The sequence below is a fragment of the Aquimarina ulvae genome (assembly GCF_053613295.3).
In genome coordinates, this window is the sequence record NZ_JBSIBP030000017.1 from 1 (window position 1) to 19,362 (window position 19,362).

Here is a 19,362-nt window from a genome sequence, read left to right on the forward strand (position 1 = left end):
AAAGAACTAACAAAACATTATCCCGTTTTGCGGGTGCAAACATACAACCCTTTTTCTAATCAACAATAAAAAAATAAGAAAGTTTTTTAGATGGATATATAACTCTGCTGATTTTTAAAAAGTTGGAAGGTCAAGATACTAAAATTAATCAAAATAGAGCATAAAAAAAAGTAAGAAAATGAATTATAAAGTGATAAAACCACTAAATAATTAATCTTTTGTTGCGGTACTTTTGATAGTATCTGTCCATTTGTTTCTTAGTTCATAGAAACTAAAATCGAGGGCAGTTTTTTGCTCCTCTAAAATGTTAGACTGAAAACTTCTTTGCAATATATCTTCAATCCAATAATCTTCTTCAACATTTATGGGATCATATTCCTCTTTTAAAGAAATACTAAAAAGTTTAGCTGTGCTATTATACCAAAATGCCTTCCATCCGCTTCTATATTCTTTTACCAAATCAAACATTGTTTGCCCAGTTTGCCGATGTATCAACTTTACTAAAATCTGACCTTCAGTACGGGTCATTTTTTTTAACTCAGACGTAAACTCCTCTTCCATATATCTCTGAAGTATTTTTATATATTTTTTGCGAGCTCTTTTCGTTTTAATATCCGTTAGTCTTTTATTCAATTCGATTAACCTGTCTGAAGCTAATTTTGCATAAGGATATACTTTTCTAGTTTTACGCCGTAAAATAAGATACTTTCTTCTAGCTAATCTATCTTTGAAATTGAGTTTACCTAATATAACAACTTCATCAAGATCGATTGCCTCGTGTGGAATAGTGTCTCCTTCTATAATATAATATTGTACGTATCCCGTTGTATCTATTTTTGTAGAGTCAACCTCTTCCTGACAAAAAACAGTATAATGAAATAATACTACTGATATGTATAGCAAATGTTTCTGCATAGTAGGTAATCTTCTTCTAAAATCATTCCAAAATTAATAATAAACCCTTTGTTAACTGCAAAATCTTTGTGAATATTATTAACTTCGTACAAAACAAAATAATATACATGGCTAAAAAAAGCATATTAAATAAGAAGTCTCTATCTTTTCTAGAGAAATATTTAAATAACGCAGCTCCTACCGGTTATGAATGGGAAGGACAAAAAATATGGATGGACTACCTTAGTCCTTATGTTGATGAATTCATTACTGATACTTACGGAACAGCTGTAGGTGTTATCAACCCTGAAGCGCAATATAAAGTAGTTATTGAGGGGCACGCTGATGAAATTTCTTGGTATGTTAACTACATCACTGACAACGGTCTTATTTATGTTATAAGAAATGGAGGAAGTGATCATCAAATCGCCACCTCTAAACGAGTGAATATCCACACAAAAAAAGGTGTTGTTAAAGGTGTGTTTGGATGGCCTGCTATCCATACAAGAGATAAGTCTAAGGAAGAGGCTCCAAAACCAGACAATATCTGTATTGATGTTGGATGTGATACTAAAGAGGAAGTTTTAAAACTTGGAGTTCATGTAGGGTGTGTGATTACATATCCCGATGAGTTTTTTATCCTAAATAAGGATAAGTTTGTTTGCCGTGCTTTAGATAATAGAATGGGTGGTTTTATGATTGCTGAAGTTGCTCGGTTATTAAAGGACAACAAAAAGAAGCTCGATTTTGGATTATATATTACTAATTCAGTACAAGAAGAAATAGGACTTAGAGGTGCCGAAATGATTACACATACTATCAAGCCCGACCTAGCTATTGTCACGGATGTCTGCCACGATACAACCACACCAATGATAGAAAAGAAAACTCAAGGTGAAACAAAAATTGGTGAAGGTCCAGTGATTTCTTATGCTCCAGCTGTTCAGAATAGACTTAGAGAACTTTTAATCAATACTGCAGAAAAGAAAAAAATACCTTTTCAACGAATGGCGTCCAGTAGAATGACAGGTACTGACACCGATGCTTTTGCCTATAGCAATGGTGGCGTCGCTTCTGCATTAATTTCTTTACCACTTCGTTATATGCATACTACTGTAGAGATGGTTCATAAAGATGATGTAGAAAATGTAATCAATTTAATTTATGAAAGTTTACTTTCTGTTAAATCTGGTGAAACTTTTAGTTATTTTGCAGAGCCAAAATCAAAGACAAAAAAGTAATACTAACTAAACAAAAAACCTCGCAATTGCGAGGTTTTTTGTTTAGTCGTGTTTTCACAAGGCATTGTCCATAATTTCTTGCACTACCTCCGGATTCAGTAACGTGCTGGTATCGCCAAGATTAGAAGTGTCTTTAGAAGCAATCTTTCTTAAAATACGCCTCATAATCTTACCACTTCTTGTTTTAGGTAACCCTGGAACAAACTGAATTTTATCCAGTTTTGCTATCGGGCCAATCCGTTCTGTGATCTGTTGATTAACTTCTCGGCTTAAATTATCTCGATCTCTGGACTCTCCTACTTCTTTGAGAATCACAAACCCATATAAAGCATTTCCTTTTATATCGTGAGGAAAACCAACAATAGCTGATTCTGCAACTGCTGGGTGCTCATTAATCGCATCTTCGATTGGTGCAGTTCCTAGGTTATGACCGGAAACAATGATTACATCATCTACTCTACCGGTTATTCTATAATATCCAACTTCATCTCTAAGCGCACCATCACCGGTAAAATACTTGTTTTTAAATGCAGAAAAATAAGTTTCTCGATATCTTTTATGATCGCCCCAAATGGTTCTTGCAATAGATGGCCAAGGAAATTTAATACATAATCGACCTTCCACCTGATTCCCTTTAATTTCGTTCCCATTTTCATCCATGAGTGCTGGTTGCACTCCTGGCATTGGCAATGTAGCATATGTTGGTTTAGTTGGTGTGGAAAATGGTATTGGAGAAATTAAGATCCCTCCTGTTTCTGTTTGCCACCAAGTATCAACAATAGGACATTTTTTTTCTCCAACATGATCATTATACCAATGCCAGGCTTCTTCATTAATTGGTTCTCCAACCGTTCCTAATACTTTTAAACTTGACAGATCATGTTCAGTAACATAATCTAAATTTTCCTTTGCCAAAGCCCTAATTGCTGTTGGAGCTGTATAAAACTGAGTAATTTTATGTTTTTGAACAATATCCCAAAATCTTCCAAAATCAGGATAAGATGGAACACCTTCAAACATAACTGTTGTTGCTCCATTAGCTAATGGCCCGTATACAATATATGAATGCCCCGTAATCCAACCAATATCAGCTGTACACCAGTAAATATCATCTTCTCTATATTGAAAAACATTTTTAAAACTATAAGCTGTGTATACCATGTAGCCTCCAGTAGTATGCATCATCCCTTTTGGCTTTCCTGTTGATCCTGATGTATAGAGTATAAATAAAGGGTCTTCTGCATCCATAATCTCAGGAGCGCAATCAATATCTGCTTGATCCAATAATGGTTGTAACCATTCATCTCGATCAGGCTCCATCTGTATATCAGATTTTATTCTTTTTGCCACCAACACCGATTCAATACCAGGGCAGGTTTCCAGAGCATCGTTCACTATTCCTTTAAGATCTATTGTTTTAGATCCACGATATGACCCATCAGAGGTGACTACCATTTTTGCACTGCAGTCATTAATTCTAGTAGCTAATGCTGTGGCAGAGAATCCTGCAAAAACTACTGAATGAATCGCTCCTATTCTTGCACAGGCTAAAACCGAAATAGCCAATTCTGGAATCATTGGAAGGTAAATACAAACCCGATCTCCTTTTTTGATTCCTTTGCTCTTGAGAACATTAGCAAATTGACAAACTCGCTTATGAAGCTCTTTATAGCTAATATGCTCTGCAGCTTCCTTAGGGTCATTAGGTTCAAATAAAATAGCGGTTTTATCGCCTCTTACATATAAATGTCTGTCGATACAATTTTCCGTAATATTTAGTTTGGCTCCTTCAAACCATTTCACTTCTGGTTTGGAGAAATCCCAATCTAACACTTTGTCCCATTTTTTTCTCCACAAGAAGTGCTCTTCTGCAACTTCTCCCCAAAAAGTCTCAGGGTTACGGATAGATTTTCTATAAACCTGAAAATACTCTTCAAGATGTTTTATGTGATAATTACTCATTGTAGTTGGTTTTATAATTTTTAAATATTCAATTTCTTAATATTCATTTTACCTTTCAAAATTATTTAGTCAAACGACACGCTATTGTAGCTAAAAAACCTTTAATTATATATTTCAAAATCTAATGCTATCTCACTCTATTCAATTAAGGTTTTTATTTCTGCTACCACTTTTTTAACAGAAAATGGTTTTAACAAATACCTATCCGCTCCCATTTCTAGTCCTTTTTCTATATCTGCAGCTTTGTTCTTAGCACTTAAGAATACTACTTTGATATTCTCCGTTTTTGGGTTTTTTCTGATATACTGAATAGTTTGATATCCGTCTACATTAGGCATCATTATATCCAATAATACTACATCAGGTATCTGTGTTTCTAAAATCTGAATTGCTTCACAACCATCTCTAGCTATAAAGACTTCAAAATTTAGTTTTTTAAAAGTATATTCTAATGACATTACTATATTCGGTTCATCATCAACTATTAATATTTTTTTTTGCATTTGTTGTAAGTTTTCTATCTTTTGGTAAGATAAAATTTCTTTTTATTACATATTAAAAAATTAGCCTGTTACGTTTTTGGGTAAGTCTATAACAAACCTAGCGCCTTTACTAAAAGAATCATCAATCCATATTTTGCCAAGATGTCCTTCCATGATTTGCTTACAAATAGCCAGCCCTAAGCCACTACCTATAGGCTTCTTAATATTCTGATTATTTGACTGGTAAAACTTATCAAAAATATATTTTCTATCTTCTTCTGATATCCCTTTCCCATTATCTTGTATAATTATTCTAATAAAACTATCAACTTCAGAAAGTGTAATCGTTATCAATCCATTTTTATCCTCTACGAACTTAATCGCATTAGATAAAACGTTCGTAATGACCTGTTGCATCCTATCTTCATCATAAAATACGAGAATTTTATCAGGTAATTCAGAAGTAATAATTTTTATTCCTCTCTGTTTTGTAATAGTAGATACCCCAGTAATTATTTGTTTTAAAGTAGAAACCAGATTATTATTCTTTTTATCGAAATTTTCTCTACCCGAAGACAGTTTCTCTAAATCAAGTATGTTATATATTAATCGAGAGAGTCTATTTGCATCCATTAGAATAGTCCCTAAGAACTGAATTTTTAATTCATTTGGCATATCATCAGCGTCATCTAACAGAACTTCTGAAGCTGCTTTTATAGATGTGATGGGAGTTTTGAGTTCGTGTGCTACTGTATCCAAAAACTCATCCTTCATTCTATCCTGAAGTTTTAATTCTTCATTTGCTTGTTTTAGCTCTTCTGTAAGCTGAATCAGTTCATTCGATCTTTGCTTTAAAAATTTATTTGTAGAAATCGTTTTTTTACTTTCTTCTAAAATTTCTAAGACTTCTACCAAAGTAACAGGTTGCTCTTTTACAACACTTGCAATTAAGATTCGAGAAGAAGCTCCTCCAATACTTCCAGTCAAAAGTTTTTCTGAAAAATTAATTAATCGAGCATCTGCTTTCTCTTCAACAATAGACAAACCATGCTTTTTATAAAATAGATTTAAAGCTCTTTCGGTTCTATTGGCACCTAGAAATTTGGTTAATAAGTTTCTAATATCCGAAACATACGCTTCTCCTTTCCATACATACGCATTTTCCTGAAGAGAATTATAACTGTTATTTACAAACATTTCGGCATAATTACGTTCTCTATAATTTCCTTTTTTAGAAAGAGAAACCGATAGGTACACCAATGTATTAAAAAACAAACTCCAAAAGAATGCATGAGTAACTGGTGTCATAAAATCTACCCCTAATAATTCATAGGGCTTTAACAATTCTACTCCAAAAGCACCATTCATAATAAAACCAGTATCACCCAATATGATATCCATCACAAAAGGCAGTATTAATGTATATACTGTGATCAACGTTCCACTAATTATAGAGGCTTTAGCTGCGATTGCTGAGCCCCTGTTCCAAAACAATCCAATAAAAAATGATGGTGCTAATTGTGATATAACTACAAAAGAAATTTGTCCGATAGAAAACAAAGATAATTGTACATTAAAATTAATGTAAAATAAATAGGCTCCCACGATCAATGTAAAAATTGCAATTCTTCTGATATTTTTAATATAATAAGCATTTCGTTCTGGGTGACTTCTACTAAACTTATCGAGAAAACCATAAGGAATAATGAGATTATTGCTTAACATCACTGACAACGCCAATGTAGAAACTACTACCATGGAAATTACCGCAGAAAAACCTCCTAAAAAAACTAAAGTAGCTAGAAAAATATTGTCATTCTGTAATGGCAATAACAATGTGTAGTAGTCTGGGTTAAGATGTTCACTAAGACTTAATTTTCCTCCCCAAGCTACAAATATCACAAATATATTAAATAACAAAAGGTATAATGGAAACAACCAGATCGCCTTCTTCAGATGTTTTTCTGAAGTATTCTCTATAACTGAAACCTGAAACTGTCTAGGTAATAGAAATATAGCAAAAAATGATAAAGCGATCATAAAATACCAATTAATCCCAGCTTCTAAACCATTAAGTGTAGTAAGCGATTCGAAATTTTCTACTAAAGAAATTTTATTATAAATATCTGTAGTCCCATCAAATAAAAAAAAAGTTACATAAATACCAATGGTTAAAAAGAAAACTAATTTTAAGACTGATTCTACCGCAACAGAAAATACAATTCCTTGTCGTCTTCTGGTAGCATCCGTAAGTTGAGTTCCAAAAAAGGCTGCAAAAATAGCTAATAATAAAGCTACGTAAAAAGTAGCATCCTGAAAAATTGAAGCTGAGGAAAGACTGGTATCTTTAGAAATAATCGCAAATGTTTCGGAAACCGCTTTTAATTGTAATGAAATATATGGTACAATACTTATCACGCAAATTACTGTCACCAATGCTCCCAAAAAACGATTATTACCATAGCGTAAAGAAATAAAATCAGCTATACTTGATACCTTTTGCTCTTTAGATATTCTTATTATTTTTTTTAAGACAATAATCCATAATGGAAATGCAATCACTGGACCCAGGTAGGTAGTCAAAAAGCTAATACCTGAAGTAGCTGCAATTCCCACACTACCATAATATGTCCAGGCAGAACAGTAAACCGCAAGTGACAAGGTATACACATATGCATTATTAACCCAACTACTTTTTGCTTTTTTTTCTGCCCATAGAGCTATCCCAAACAAAAGTGCTAGGTATACTATAATTATGAATATTAAAACATAATTATTCATAGTACTTCATTAAAATAATTGCAGCTATTAAAACACCAATAGCCCAGATCAAAAAAATAGAAAAAAACATCACTGGAAAACCATATACACTTCCGGAATAGTTGAAAATTAAAATCAGTGGAATATTAAACAGTAATAGCAACACTAATGATAGTATGATCAACTTTTGTTCATGTCGTTTTTTCATGTAATTCGATTATACTTTTAAAACCTATGCGAATTTTAAATATCACATAGGTTTTTATCTCTTTTATTAATGATTAACGGCTTCTCCTGCTCCACTCGGTATTCTAATATTTTCTACAATTTCCTGAACTTCCTCAGGTGGTGCCGCAGTGAACTTACATACTACTATAGAAACTAAAAAATTAATTACCATCGCTACAGCGCCAAAACCTTCTGGCGAAATTCCAAACCACCATTCGCTCGAAGAAGGTAGTTTTTCGTCGAACCATCCTAACTTATATTTTATCATATATAATAACATACATAAAATACCTACTACCATTCCAGCGATTGCACCTTCTTTATTCATTCTCTTATAAAAAATACCCAATACAATTGCTGGAAAAAAGGATGCCGCTGCCAAACCAAAGGCCAAAGCTACTACCGCAGCTACGAATCCTGGTGGATTAATACCAAAATATCCAGCTACGCATACCGCTGCTACTGCAGAAAGGCGTGCAGCAATTAACTCTCCTTTTTCAGAAATATCTGGTTTAATCATTTTCTTTATTAAATCGTGAGACACTGAAGAAGAAATCACAAGCAATAAACCAGCTGCTGTAGATAGCGCTGCAGCCAATCCTCCTGCAGCAACCAAAGCAATTACCCAGTTCGGCAGATTTGCAATCTCGGGATTTGCTAGGACCATAATATCTCTATCTACAAAAAGTTCATTTTTTGTAGCGGCATTTACATTTGTAATTAACCGCTCTCCTCTTTCACCTCGATTTTTACCATCAAACACTGGTTTATTCTTATTCCCTTCTACTGCATGACCATTAGAATACTGTACTTGACCATCTTTGTTCTTATCAACCCATCCTAACAGTCCGGTATCCTCCCAGTTTTTGAACCAAGCTGGAAGTTCTTCATACTTCTTATTCTGAACAGATTCTATCAAATTGGTTTTTGCAAACACAGCAACTGCAGGTGCAGTGGTATATAAAATTGCAATCAAAAGAAGTGCATACCCTGCTGATTTACGAGCATCTTTAACTCGTTTTACTGTAAAAAACCGAACAATCACGTGCGGTAAGCCAGCTGTACCAACCATTAAAGCTAATGTGATTGCAAAAACATCTAATAAAGACTTAGAACCATCAGTATACGCCGCAAAACCAAGTTCAGTACTAAGTCCATCTAATTTATCCAATAAATACATTTCTGATCCGTCAGTTACCGTACTTCCAAAACCTAATTGAGGAATCGGGTTCCCTGTCATCTGGATAGAGATAAAAATTGCAGGAACCATAAAAGCGAAAATTAACACACAATATTGTGCCACTTGTGTATATGTGATCCCTTTCATTCCTCCTAATACTGCGTAAAAAAGAACTATAATCATCCCGATAATTACTCCGGTATTGATCTCAACTTCCAAAAAACGAGAAAATACAATTCCCACACCTCGCATCTGTCCTGCTACATAAGTAAAAGATACTAATAGTGCACAGAACACTGCCACTGATCTGGCTGTTTTAGAATAATATCGATCTCCGATGAAATCTGGAACTGTAAACTTTCCAAATTTCCGAAGATATGGTGCCAACAATAAAGCCAACAGCACATAACCACCTGTCCATCCCATTAAATAAACTGCTCCATCATATCCTGCAAAAGCAATAATTCCTGCCATGGATATAAACGAAGCGGCACTCATCCAATCTGCAGCAGTGGCCATCCCGTTAGCTAATGGCGAAACTCCGCCTCCAGCAACATAAAACTCCTTAGTAGATCCAGCTCTTGACCAAATCGCAATACCGATATATAGTGCAAACGTAATTCCTACGATAATATAAGTCCATAATTGAACACTCATAATTTTATATCTTAAATTGTTATTTTTATTTTATTTTACCTTTAGTACTTAAATACTAAGGTCAACGATAAGCTTTTTTAGCATCTTTACTAAACCCTAATCTTTATCATATCCGTACTTCTTATCCAACTTATTCATTAACCGAACATATACAAATATTAAGATTACAAACACATAAATTGAACCTTGTTGAGCAAACCAAAAACCTAGCCTGAAACCTCCAAGCCGAACATTATTTAAAGCGTCTTTGAGCAAAATACCTGCTCCATATGATACTGAAAACCATATAGCAAGAAGTATAAAAAGATATTTCACATTTTCCTTCCAGTACGCTTTTGCTTTTTTCCTTTTTTCTGTCATAATGTTAGATTTTATAAATAAATCATCGCTTGTAATGTTACTAATCCTTGAGCACTATTATCACCATACTTTGTGTTTTGATACTCCAGTGTTAACTTAGAATTGTGTCCGCTGATATATGCATTTGCTCCTATTCCAAAACTTGTAGCATTATCATCAATAGCATCTATTGATCTGCTTTTGAATAATGCGTATGGTTGAAATTTTATTTTTTTATCAGCATTAGGAATCACATAACCAACATGGCTATAGAACATGGACCCTGTTTCGTAGGTTTGTCCTAACGTAAAATCGTTCCCATAATCATTATTTTGATAGGTTGCATATGCTGTAATTGCAGAGCCATTATTTCCTACCGGTGCATCATAAAAAGCATCTACTGCTAGTATAGCTACATCCTCTCCTTCTAGTGTTCCATCATCGTTAGCAAGTACACTGCCGTCTGGGTGATAGAAGAACCCTGCACCAACATTAAACACTTTCTTACCACCTAAGTATGTTCCTACCTTGTAAGGTAAGAAGTTTGATTCTTTATCCATAAAATTATATTCAAAATATCCAGCAAAGTTTTTACCTGCATCTTTAGAACCTAATAATCTGCGTCCTGCATAAACTGCCGAACCATTTGCTACTGGATCTATCGCTTCCTGAAGATTGTTGGTTATGGATTCATTGACAGATACCTGATATGAAAAATTACCAAAAGATCCTTTAGCATAAATTCCAATATGGCGAGCAAATTGATCAGACAGCCCAATAGTTGCCCAAGATTGTCTATTATTATCTAAGGTCATTATGTTTAAAGTACTTTGATTATTTAATCTAGAAATACCATTCCAATAGTGCAACCCAGCTCCTATCGCATGGTTTGTTCCCAAACTATACTGTACCCACACTCCGTGGAAGAATAATTGAGAACTTTCTCCAAGTCCGGTGGGACTTTGATTATTTGCATTTAAACTATTAAGTCCAAAATGCGTAAGAATTAAAAAATCTTTATTTATCTGCGAATACATAAGTATCCGTGCACGTCTAATACTGAAATTAGTATTACTTACATCATCTGGGACATCATCGTCATATTGAGCCCAGAATTGAGCCCAAGATATTACTCTGAAATATTTGGACCCATCTTCATTAAGTTTCACTTTTAATCCACCAGTATAGTCTGGAGATCCTTGTGAATATGAATACTGAAAGAGAAATAGAAAAATCCCAACCAATAATATCAATTGCTTCGTCATAAAGTTTTAGAGATTAGATTAATTAAAATGATCGTGTGCACACTGCTAATCTCATAAAAAGAATGAGTTAACAAAAAAGCACTATACTTTTATGTTAACTTACTATATCTAATCTCTAAAACGCTCCCATCTTATTAGCATAAACTTATCACCTAGCTCTGTAATAACAAAACCTGCTCCCGATAAATTAGTAGGATCCTGAAAGTAGGTTGATAACTCTGATCCACTAAGAATCTTATATGTTGGGTGATAATTATGATTATAAGGCCTCTTTATATTATATTTTTTCACCCAATTCATAATACTAACATGGGACACCCCCAAAACCCGTTCGATTTCTCGGTATGTTAACCCTTCTAAATATAGCTGCAGTGCCTTATTCACGTAATAATCGTCAATCTTTTTACCTATTTTATTTACTGAAAAAAAATAATTACATGATTTACACTTGTATCGTTGTCTATTAGAAACTATTCCACTTTTAATATATTTGTTAGATCCACAATTTGGACAGGTTTCAATTTTCATGTATATTAAATTTGCATAAATATATTAATTTAGCAATAAATATTTAACAAACAATTATGCTAAATACTATCAAATACCAAAAAAACGTATGGTTTTCATACAATATTTATAATAAAAAAATAATTTTTTAGAAATTAACATAATTTCATTTAAAAAGATGGCTGACGAACTAATTGATATTTTAGATAAGAATGGTAAACCTACTCGAGAAGTTCGACTAAAATCCGAAGCTCATCAACTGGGGCTGTACCATAGCAGCGTTCATATTTGGTTATATACCAAAGAAGGAAACCTTTTGTTCCAAAAACGCTCAAATAACAAAGATACTTTTCCTAACCTCTGGGATGTTTCTGTAGCTGGTCATATAGGAACAGGTGAATCTGCAAAAGAATCTGCACTAAGAGAAATTCAAGAAGAAATAGGAATTTCGGTAGCTCAAGAAGATTTAGAATTTATAAGAACTTGTCTGGCAAAAAAAAGACCCCGATCAGATATTTTTGATAACGAGTTTCATCACGTTTTTATTTCTGAATTAAAAGTATCTTTAGATGAATTAACCTTACAAAAAGAAGAAGTATCTGATATCAAACTAATGCCTCTTGCCAAACTAAAGCAATTAATACAGAATACCGAATTATCAAAAGCCTATGTTCCACACGGATCTACATATTTCGAATTTGTTTTGGGAGCTGTATTGAAAAAATTAAAAGCATACAAACGGCGATTTTAATTTTTAAAAACTAATTTCGGCATATAAAATTTTAAACTGAAACCCTTTCCTATGATACTTCCAAAATCAAATCTCTACTTTATGTTGTTTCTTAATGTATTTTTAGGAAGTTGTCAAAACATGGAGGATACAGATCTCATTCTCGTAAACAACCTTTCAAAATTGAATCGTGAAATATCGGGTATTGCTTTATTTCCGAATGAACAAACGATGTATGCTATTAACGACTCCGGAAATAGCAATTCCATATTTTTACTCAACCTTAAAGGTGAAATCCAAAAGGAAATACGTATACCCAATACTAAAAACGAAGACTGGGAAGATTTGGCTTATGACGATAATAAGAATTTATATATAGGTGATTTCGGAAACAATGATAATGACAGAAATGATCTCGTTATTTATAGAATATCAAATATAAACTCCAATGTTCCTCAAGTAGCAGAAATAAAATTTACACTTGAAGATCAAAAAAAATTTCCTCCTAAGAAAAAAGAACGGAATTTTGATATAGAGGCAATGATTTATACAAAAGGGAGTATATTTCTTTTTAGTAAGAACCGTAGTTCTAAATTCGAAGGAACCACTAAATTATATAAAATCCCTGCTCGTCCCGGAAAACATAGTGCGCAATTAATTTCTAGCTATAAAACCTGTGATGATGACAAGGACTGTTTTGTCACCGGAGCTACAATTAATAGTGATGGTTCTAAAATTGTATTATTAACTTATAATAAACTTTTTGTGCTATCTAATTTTAAGGATGATCAACTATTTGAAGGAAATATCGACAAAATTAAACTTCATCATTATTCACAAAAGGAAGGAATCTGTTTTAAGAACGATAGTACGCTTTTAATCACTGATGAAGGTAGCGGAAAATCAGCAGGTAATTTGTATGAGTATCATCTGGATTAAAATTAATTTAACAACTCCCAATCTTCTTCTAACATTGCATATTCGTAGTTATCAGACCAACCTGTTTTAAGCGGCAACACTTTGCGCTTATGACCTTCTTTAATCATTCCTGATTTTTCTAATACCCTAATAGACCCCATATTATCTACTGCACAACCTGCTTCAATCCTATGAAGCCCAATATCGGTAAAACCAAATTGTAACACTCTCTTTACAGCCTCTGTAGCGTATCCCTTAGACCAAAAATCGGGGTGTAATTTATACCAGAGCGACCCTATACTATATTTAGGGTTACCAATTCTTAAGGATACAAGCCCGATAAATTCATCATTGGATTGTAAAGTAATCACAAAAACAAATTCATTTCTCATCTTAAAATTTTCTATCCACTCTTCAACGTATACAGTTGTGACTTCTTTATTAGTGGGGATTCCCAGAGCATTGTATTGATCTACCTCTGCAATAGAGAGCAATTCATGAACTTTAAGGAGATTAGATAATCCTACAATTGCAAGTCCTAATCGATTTGTAGTTAATGTTGCTATTTTCAAAATACTAGTTTTTAATAAAATATTTACAAGCCTACTTTTATCGTACAAAATGATGTAAAAACATTCTTAAAAGTTATTAACATGTTCACACTTAAACTAAAGGTTTATCCTTTTGTCGACAAAAACAGTGATGCCGATTTGTTGTTAAATAAAAAAGTAGTACAAAACCTACTTATTAACATTTGCTGTGATGAATGAATTAAGTTTTCAACTGATTCATACTTATTTACAGATCTTTTTATCTTTATTTTAGCTACTCAATTCTTGGTAACATAAATTACCTTATAGCAACCCCAAACATCAAATGAATATATGAAAGCCACCCCAGCTTACTTTATAATAATAATTACCCTATCATCGAGTTTTCTTTTTTCTCAACAAAACATTTCAAATAGCAAAGTCGAAATTATAGAAAACACCATAAAACACAAAATTACTCAAATCACTAAAAAAACTAAGAAAAATATCATTGTATAAAGTGTAATACCTAAGCCATCAAATGATAAAGCAAAAAAAACAAGGACTACAACAAAAACAGTTCGATCTAATTTTAAAAGTACAAAGATTCCACGTACCACATTAGATTTTTTCTAGAAAAACATTTGGTTTTGCGGACAAGTTAATTGTTTTCGAACCTGAAAACTCCTGGTATTTCGCATCTTATATCGGGAGTTTTTTTTAAAAACTCAAACCTAATCCAAAAGTAAATCTCAGTCCATCATCACTTCTGAACAAATTGAATTGACCTGCTATTGCATCTACTGCATTGATCCAAAACCCTCCTCCAATAGAATCGTGCCAAATATCAGCATCGCTACTGTCAAACCATACCCTGCCAATATCGTAACCTCCATATACCCCTAATTGTAAAGGTAATAAACCTGTTTTGAACTTATTAAAACTATATCTAAGATCCGCACTAAACGCTAATGCTTTATCACCCGTAAAACGTTCTTCTCTAAATCCTCTTAGACTATTAATTCCACCTAAAGTTGCTGCTTGATAAAACTCGAAACCATCTCCAATTATAAACGCTCCCTGCACATTCGTTTTTAATACCAGTTTTCTGTTTTTACTAATTGCATTGTAAAACCCAAGTTTAGGGTTTAAGTAACCAAAAGTACGATCTGCGTTATCCAGGTTCATTTTAGAACCACCATTCAATCTAAATAACATCCCTCTGGTAGGGTTCGCAATGATATCAAAACTTTGGTATTCGTAGTTCAAGTCTATACCTGCAAAAAACTTTCTTTCAAAAAAGTCAGAATCAGCCGTAATGAATTCAAGACCAGGAAGTGCAGATGTAATAAATCTACCTTTTGAATCCTGTACCTCTACCCCTTCATATGAACCTGTTATAGAAAAATCATTACCAAACCTTCCTTTTTTGGCTGCACCAATGTGTACTCCCCAAATACCAGTTTTGACCCTATTATAATCTAACCCCAAAACATCGTCTGGATTACTTGTGTTGTTTCCAAAGCCAAAAAAATTCTGAGCAAAGTTCTCGCTTGTATATGAACCTCCGACCAACAAGTTCCAATCTCCAACTGTATTTACGAATTCTCCTTTGTAGGAAAAATCATACCCAGTAGTAGCAAAGTAATATGCTGCTTTGAACGTATGTTTACTTTGATAAGGGCTGTTATTAAAACCTCTTACAGTATACACATCCGTGAGATTGATATTAACTCCGTCATCAGGGTTAAAACCAATTAAGGGTGTTACGGTATTCGCCTCATCTATATACTTATTGTAATCATAGGTATTATAGTTATAATTATTACTGAAGATAAACTTAGCTCCGCCTTTTTTATTTATTGTATTCGGTTTTGTTTTATGATCATATACTTTAATTTTTCTACCATTTTCAATAGTATAGACATCATTATTTTGTCCACCAACGATTCTGATACGTATTGGTCTTTTTCCTTTTCCTGTAACTACAAACTCATCATCATCATCCAGTCCATAAATCCATATTTCTTTTGTTTCTTCAGAAAAAACAGTTCTTTCATAAAATGGTTTTTTAGGAACACCTTTCTTAATTCGAGAAATTTTTATTGTTGTTTGATCATCTTTTCGAGTAATCTCAAAAACATCATCTTTATCCGTTCCATTAATGATCACTTGTTTAGAAAGATACTTATAATATCTAGCCGCAATATCTTCTACGTTATCCCTTCTTTTTCTCAATGACTTTTTAATTTTCTCTACCGTTTCATCTTGCAATTCTAAAGGCAGGTTTTCAAATGCATTATCTATAGATTTATCACTCAAGTTTTCTTTTATATATCTAGCTTGCTCTAACCATATTTCTTTTCCAGAACTTTGTGCAAAGGTTCTGTCTAATCGTATTCCCGCTTCGTTAATCCATCTAATATTCTTTAATTCTCCATCGTACACCTGAAACTTTCTTGTTATAGGTACAATAAATTTTATGACATCTATAAGACCTCCATCATAATTAGAAAACACTTGATCACGATCCTTTGGTATGGGTCTATAAATTCTTCTTTTATCTGTATCAAAACGAGACCATCTCCATTGGTCTGAGTGCCTGTCCCAATCTCCTAAAAGCATATCGAATAATCGGGTACGGATATAATGTGGTTCATCCATTTGATACTTCTCATCTCTTCGCAATTTTTTGAGCATATCATCTGTGCCCTCAATATCATCTGGATTTCCGAAAGAAGCAACATCTTTATGTTCTTTACCAGGGCGCTCTTCCAGAAAATACATTTCATCACCAAAGTCTTTATTGTATTTTCCCAAAGCTGGATGTTTAGGAATATAATATACTTTGGAATTGGCATGGTATACATCGATTACATCTGCCAAACCTCCAACAACCAAAAATGCATAAGGATAACTGGAAGTATAAAAGTCGAAAAGGAGTTCTTCTGTAAATGTATCGTCAAAACCATCTTCTAAATACGTATCTCTAAATGCTCCTTTTTGTAAAAACTGTGTAACACTTTTTCTCATCGCTCGAAGACTATAGCGCTTTCCTGTACTATCAATCAATCGCAATGATCTTGTTACCTGACCTCCTCCTCTTCTATCTATCGTAAAACCTCCCATTAACGTATCTAATGTGGCCACAGGGATTTTAATATCTGTACTGTATATTTCTCTATAATGTTCGCCCCAAAGAGATTTATAAAAATTGGATTTTGACGTTTCTTCTTCAGCATATATAGACTCCGACATTTCATTATCAAAAGTATTATTTAGGCCATCACTTTGATAATTTTCGGGCTGCGTATGCACATTTGTCTGAAAAACCAATGTCGCCTCTCCATTTTCATTTCCATAGAAACGAACATTAGAGGATCCATCAGTGTATACATCCAATACTGCAAAACCTTGATTGGGATAAGAAAACAATCCATCTTTACCTAATGAAGCCGGAGAAACTTTAGAACCAGCTCCAGAGACTATTTGTTTTAACCCTTTATTGTCAATATACTGTAATGAATGTTCGTGGCCAGATGCAAAAATCACCCTCTCACTATCTCTGGCAATTGTAGCCAACCTTCTCATCAATTTATTATAACTTTCATTATATCTATCCTGAGACGAAACACCTCCCTGAGAACGGATTTGTGTTACCAAAGATCCTAGCACAGGTAGTGGTATACGGTGCCTAGTAGGAAAAATATGTTTCTTAAAACTGTATTTTCCACCGTGTGGTCCATTGGTAAACATAGGATGATGCATCACTACCAGAACAGTCTTACCATTGTGTTTTTTAAGTTCTCCTTCTATCTCACTTAAGAATTTATCTCTGGTTTTAATCTGACACTCATCATTGATGGTAGGGTTTTTATTCCAATCTGCCAGGTACCATTGTGTATCCAGCAACAAAAGCTGAATTTTATCACTCACTTCAATGCTTTCAAGAGGACATCCCTGAGATGGTAAAAAAGAATTTTTACGATCTAATTTCTCCTTTACATACTTTTCTTGTCGTGATAAACCTTTTACCCCATTATTATACCAATCATGATTTCCAGGAATAAAAACAATGTCTCCATCAAACAATGTTGCTGCATCTATTTGTGCATTAATCTTATGCTCAGACAAAACCCTTTTTGAAGATTCCTTTACTGGCATACCTTTTTGATAAATATTATCGCCCAGATATAGTAAATAATCGTTTTTTGTGTCTTCTTTATCAATAACCTGTTTCAGTGCATCAAGACCTAATGTACTTTTATTCATGTTAGCATTGCCAGCATCACCGATTAGGTAGAAACTCTTTTCTATTTCTTTGTTTGGTAATGGATCTGAGAATTTTTCGTCTAAATATTGAGGGGTATATGTTGCACAAGAGTTTACTAGTAAAATAAGAAGTAAGAATAACGCCTGGATATTTCTTTTCATAAAAGAGTGCATTCACTTTTTTTTAATTATTTTGGTTACTGAAAAATTATAATATGGAATCCCTAGTTAAAAAAACTGATAATTTCGTTTCTGAGCTGTTTGAAAAAAAGCTTCCGAAATCCTGTATTTATCATAATTATACTCATACCAAAAGAGTATTTAAAAGTACAAAAGAAATTATTGACAACACAAATATTTCTGAAGAAGATAAAGAAGCTTTGCTGCTAACTGCTTTGCTTCATGATACAGGTTACTCAGAAAGTCTTGATAACCATGAAGAACACAGTGTTCGTATTTCAGAAACGTTCCTAAGACAGCAACAGGTTTCGGAAGAGTTGATAAACAAAGTTTCTGCATTAATTATGGCAACCAAAATGGAATATGAGCCTGTTAATTTGTTAGAAAAAGTTATTAGAGATGCGGATGCATCCCATTTAGCTAAATCGTATTTCAAAGAGACAAGTGAATACTTAAGGCAAGAATTTGAATTAAATTGTAAAGAAAATTATAGCAGTAGTGACTGGTTAAAAATTAATATTGATTTTTTACAAAACAGGCATAATTTTTATACAGAGTACGCAATTGAAAATTGGCAATCTAAAAAAGAGGAACATCTTTTGGAAATAAAAAATGAGCAAGCTGCTTTAAAGAACAAAAAGAAAAAAGAAAAACTAAAAAAATTAGTCAAAGAAGAAAGCCCAGAGAAAGGTATTCAGACACTATTTAGAGTCACATTGCGTAATCATTTAAAGTTAAGTGATATTGCAGATACTAAAGCCAATATACTTTTATCCGTAAACGCTATTATTATTTCGTTAGCGCTATCAAATCTAATTCCTAAGTTAGATAACCCTTCTAATCAATATCTTATTTATCCAACACTAATATTTATTGTATTTAGTATCATATCGATGTTGTTATCTGTTTTAGCAACCCGCCCCAATGTAACTGGTGGAGAATTTACACGGAAAGAAATCGAAGAAAAAAAAGTAAACCTTTTATTCTTTGGAAATTTTCATAAGATGCCGTTGAATGAATATAAGTGGGCTATGCACGAGCTTATGGATGACAAAGAATATATTTACGATACAATGATTAAAGACTTATATTTTTTAGGAAAAGTTCTTCATAAGAAATACAAAATACTTCGTATTACGTATACAGTTTTTATGATTGGTTTTATAACGTCTGCTATTTCTTTTGTTGTTGCGTTTAATACGTTACAATAAAAAATA

General features: G+C 33.2%; 15 protein-coding genes. 4 read left to right on the forward strand and 11 right to left on the reverse strand.

What is annotated here, in order from left to right; translation table 11 throughout:
* Window positions 1-210 precede the first annotated feature (210 nt).
* On the reverse strand, window positions 211-915 hold the full coding sequence (locus tag ACWGOQ_RS22625; RefSeq protein ID WP_452060019.1) for a DUF4294 domain-containing protein: 705 nt from the start codon (window positions 913-915) through the stop codon (window positions 211-213).
* A gap of 107 nt (window positions 916-1,022) precedes the next feature.
* On the opposite strand from ACWGOQ_RS22625, the gene ACWGOQ_RS22630 reads away from it, so the two are divergent.
* Window positions 1,023-2,135: a M42 family metallopeptidase gene (locus ACWGOQ_RS22630; protein ID WP_452060020.1), complete on the forward strand. Its 1,113-nt coding sequence runs from the start codon at window positions 1,023-1,025 to the stop codon at window positions 2,133-2,135.
* A gap of 54 nt (window positions 2,136-2,189) precedes the next feature.
* Here the strand turns inward: ACWGOQ_RS22630 and acs are convergent, their stop codons facing one another.
* The 8 genes from acs to ACWGOQ_RS22670 form a co-directional block, all read right to left on the reverse strand.
* Window positions 2,190-4,097 (reverse strand): acetate--CoA ligase, encoded by a 1,908-nt coding sequence (gene acs / locus ACWGOQ_RS22635; RefSeq protein ID WP_452060021.1) that lies wholly within the window; start codon window positions 4,095-4,097, stop codon window positions 2,190-2,192.
* Between the two features lie 137 nt (window positions 4,098-4,234).
* Window positions 4,235-4,600: a response regulator transcription factor gene (locus tag ACWGOQ_RS22640; protein ID WP_452060022.1), complete on the reverse strand. Its 366-nt coding sequence runs from the start codon at window positions 4,598-4,600 to the stop codon at window positions 4,235-4,237.
* Between the two features lie 60 nt (window positions 4,601-4,660).
* Window positions 4,661-7,360 (reverse strand): ATP-binding protein, encoded by a 2,700-nt coding sequence (locus ACWGOQ_RS22645; protein WP_452060023.1) that lies wholly within the window; start codon window positions 7,358-7,360, stop codon window positions 4,661-4,663.
* Entirely contained in the window at window positions 7,353-7,547 is a 195-nt protein-coding gene (locus tag ACWGOQ_RS22650) for a hypothetical protein (RefSeq protein WP_452060024.1), read from the reverse strand. The genes ACWGOQ_RS22645 and ACWGOQ_RS22650 overlap by 8 nt, the downstream gene beginning before the upstream one ends.
* Window positions 7,548-7,613: 66 nt before the next feature.
* Window positions 7,614-9,404: a sodium:solute symporter family protein gene (locus tag ACWGOQ_RS22655; RefSeq protein WP_452060025.1), complete on the reverse strand. Its 1,791-nt coding sequence runs from the start codon at window positions 9,402-9,404 to the stop codon at window positions 7,614-7,616.
* Between the two features lie 96 nt (window positions 9,405-9,500).
* Entirely contained in the window at window positions 9,501-9,764 is a 264-nt protein-coding gene (locus tag ACWGOQ_RS22660; RefSeq protein WP_452060026.1) for a DUF4212 domain-containing protein, read from the reverse strand.
* An 11-nt stretch (window positions 9,765-9,775) separates the two neighbouring features.
* Window positions 9,776-11,008 carry a hypothetical protein gene (locus tag ACWGOQ_RS22665; RefSeq protein ID WP_452060027.1) on the reverse strand — a complete coding sequence of 411 codons (1,233 nt, stop codon included), beginning with the start codon at window positions 11,006-11,008 and terminating at the stop codon, window positions 9,776-9,778.
* A 108-nt stretch (window positions 11,009-11,116) separates the two neighbouring features.
* On the reverse strand, window positions 11,117-11,536 hold the full coding sequence (locus tag ACWGOQ_RS22670; protein ID WP_452060028.1) for a transposase-like zinc-binding domain-containing protein: 420 nt from the start codon (window positions 11,534-11,536) through the stop codon (window positions 11,117-11,119).
* Window positions 11,537-11,693: 157 nt separating this feature from the next.
* Between ACWGOQ_RS22670 and ACWGOQ_RS22675 the strand changes: the two genes are divergently transcribed.
* A complete protein-coding gene (locus ACWGOQ_RS22675) occupies window positions 11,694-12,266 on the forward strand; it encodes an NUDIX hydrolase (RefSeq protein ID WP_452060029.1) in 573 nt (190 codons plus the stop codon).
* 51 nt (window positions 12,267-12,317) lie between these two features.
* Complete coding sequence (locus ACWGOQ_RS22680; RefSeq protein ID WP_452060030.1) at window positions 12,318-13,184, forward strand: YjiK family protein; 867 nt, start codon at window positions 12,318-12,320, stop codon at window positions 13,182-13,184.
* 2 nt (window positions 13,185-13,186) lie between these two features.
* On the opposite strand, the gene ACWGOQ_RS22685 is transcribed toward ACWGOQ_RS22680, so the two are convergent.
* The gene (locus ACWGOQ_RS22685) at window positions 13,187-13,735 is read right to left on the reverse strand and encodes a GNAT family N-acetyltransferase (protein WP_452060031.1); all 549 of its coding nucleotides are present in this window, start codon (window positions 13,733-13,735) and stop codon (window positions 13,187-13,189) included.
* 678 nt (window positions 13,736-14,413) lie between these two features.
* Entirely contained in the window at window positions 14,414-18,127 is a 3,714-nt protein-coding gene (locus ACWGOQ_RS22690; RefSeq protein WP_452060032.1) for a metallophosphoesterase, read from the reverse strand.
* 53 nt (window positions 18,128-18,180) lie between these two features.
* Here ACWGOQ_RS22690 and ACWGOQ_RS22695 point away from each other — a divergent pair, with 53 nt between their 5' ends.
* Complete coding sequence (locus tag ACWGOQ_RS22695; RefSeq protein WP_452060033.1) at window positions 18,181-19,356, forward strand: Pycsar system effector family protein; 1,176 nt, start codon at window positions 18,181-18,183, stop codon at window positions 19,354-19,356.
* The last annotated feature ends 6 nt before the right edge of the window (window positions 19,357-19,362 follow it).

Bases quoted from the DNA above. Each gene is read 5' to 3' on its own strand.
- ACWGOQ_RS22625 (WP_452060019.1), bottom strand. From the start codon at position 915: ATGCAGAAACATTTGCTATACATATCAGTAGTATTATTTCATTATACT.
- ACWGOQ_RS22630 (WP_452060020.1), top strand. From the start codon at position 1,023: ATGGCTAAAAAAAGCATATTAAATAAGAAGTCTCTATCTTTTCTAGAG.
- acs (WP_452060021.1), bottom strand. From the start codon at position 4,097: ATGAGTAATTATCACATAAAACATCTTGAAGAGTATTTTCAGGTTTAT.
- ACWGOQ_RS22640 (WP_452060022.1), bottom strand. From the start codon at position 4,600: ATGCAAAAAAAAATATTAATAGTTGATGATGAACCGAATATAGTAATG.
- ACWGOQ_RS22645 (WP_452060023.1), bottom strand. From the start codon at position 7,360: ATGAATAATTATGTTTTAATATTCATAATTATAGTATACCTAGCACTT.
- ACWGOQ_RS22650 (WP_452060024.1), bottom strand. From the start codon at position 7,547: ATGAAAAAACGACATGAACAAAAGTTGATCATACTATCATTAGTGTTG.
- ACWGOQ_RS22655 (WP_452060025.1), bottom strand. From the start codon at position 9,404: ATGAGTGTTCAATTATGGACTTATATTATCGTAGGAATTACGTTTGCA.
- ACWGOQ_RS22660 (WP_452060026.1), bottom strand. From the start codon at position 9,764: ATGACAGAAAAAAGGAAAAAAGCAAAAGCGTACTGGAAGGAAAATGTG.
- ACWGOQ_RS22665 (WP_452060027.1), bottom strand. From the start codon at position 11,008: ATGACGAAGCAATTGATATTATTGGTTGGGATTTTTCTATTTCTCTTT.
- ACWGOQ_RS22670 (WP_452060028.1), bottom strand. From the start codon at position 11,536: ATGAAAATTGAAACCTGTCCAAATTGTGGATCTAACAAATATATTAAA.
- ACWGOQ_RS22675 (WP_452060029.1), top strand. From the start codon at position 11,694: ATGGCTGACGAACTAATTGATATTTTAGATAAGAATGGTAAACCTACT.
- ACWGOQ_RS22680 (WP_452060030.1), top strand. From the start codon at position 12,318: ATGATACTTCCAAAATCAAATCTCTACTTTATGTTGTTTCTTAATGTA.
- ACWGOQ_RS22690 (WP_452060032.1), bottom strand. From the start codon at position 18,127: ATGAAAAGAAATATCCAGGCGTTATTCTTACTTCTTATTTTACTAGTA.
- ACWGOQ_RS22695 (WP_452060033.1), top strand. From the start codon at position 18,181: ATGGAATCCCTAGTTAAAAAAACTGATAATTTCGTTTCTGAGCTGTTT.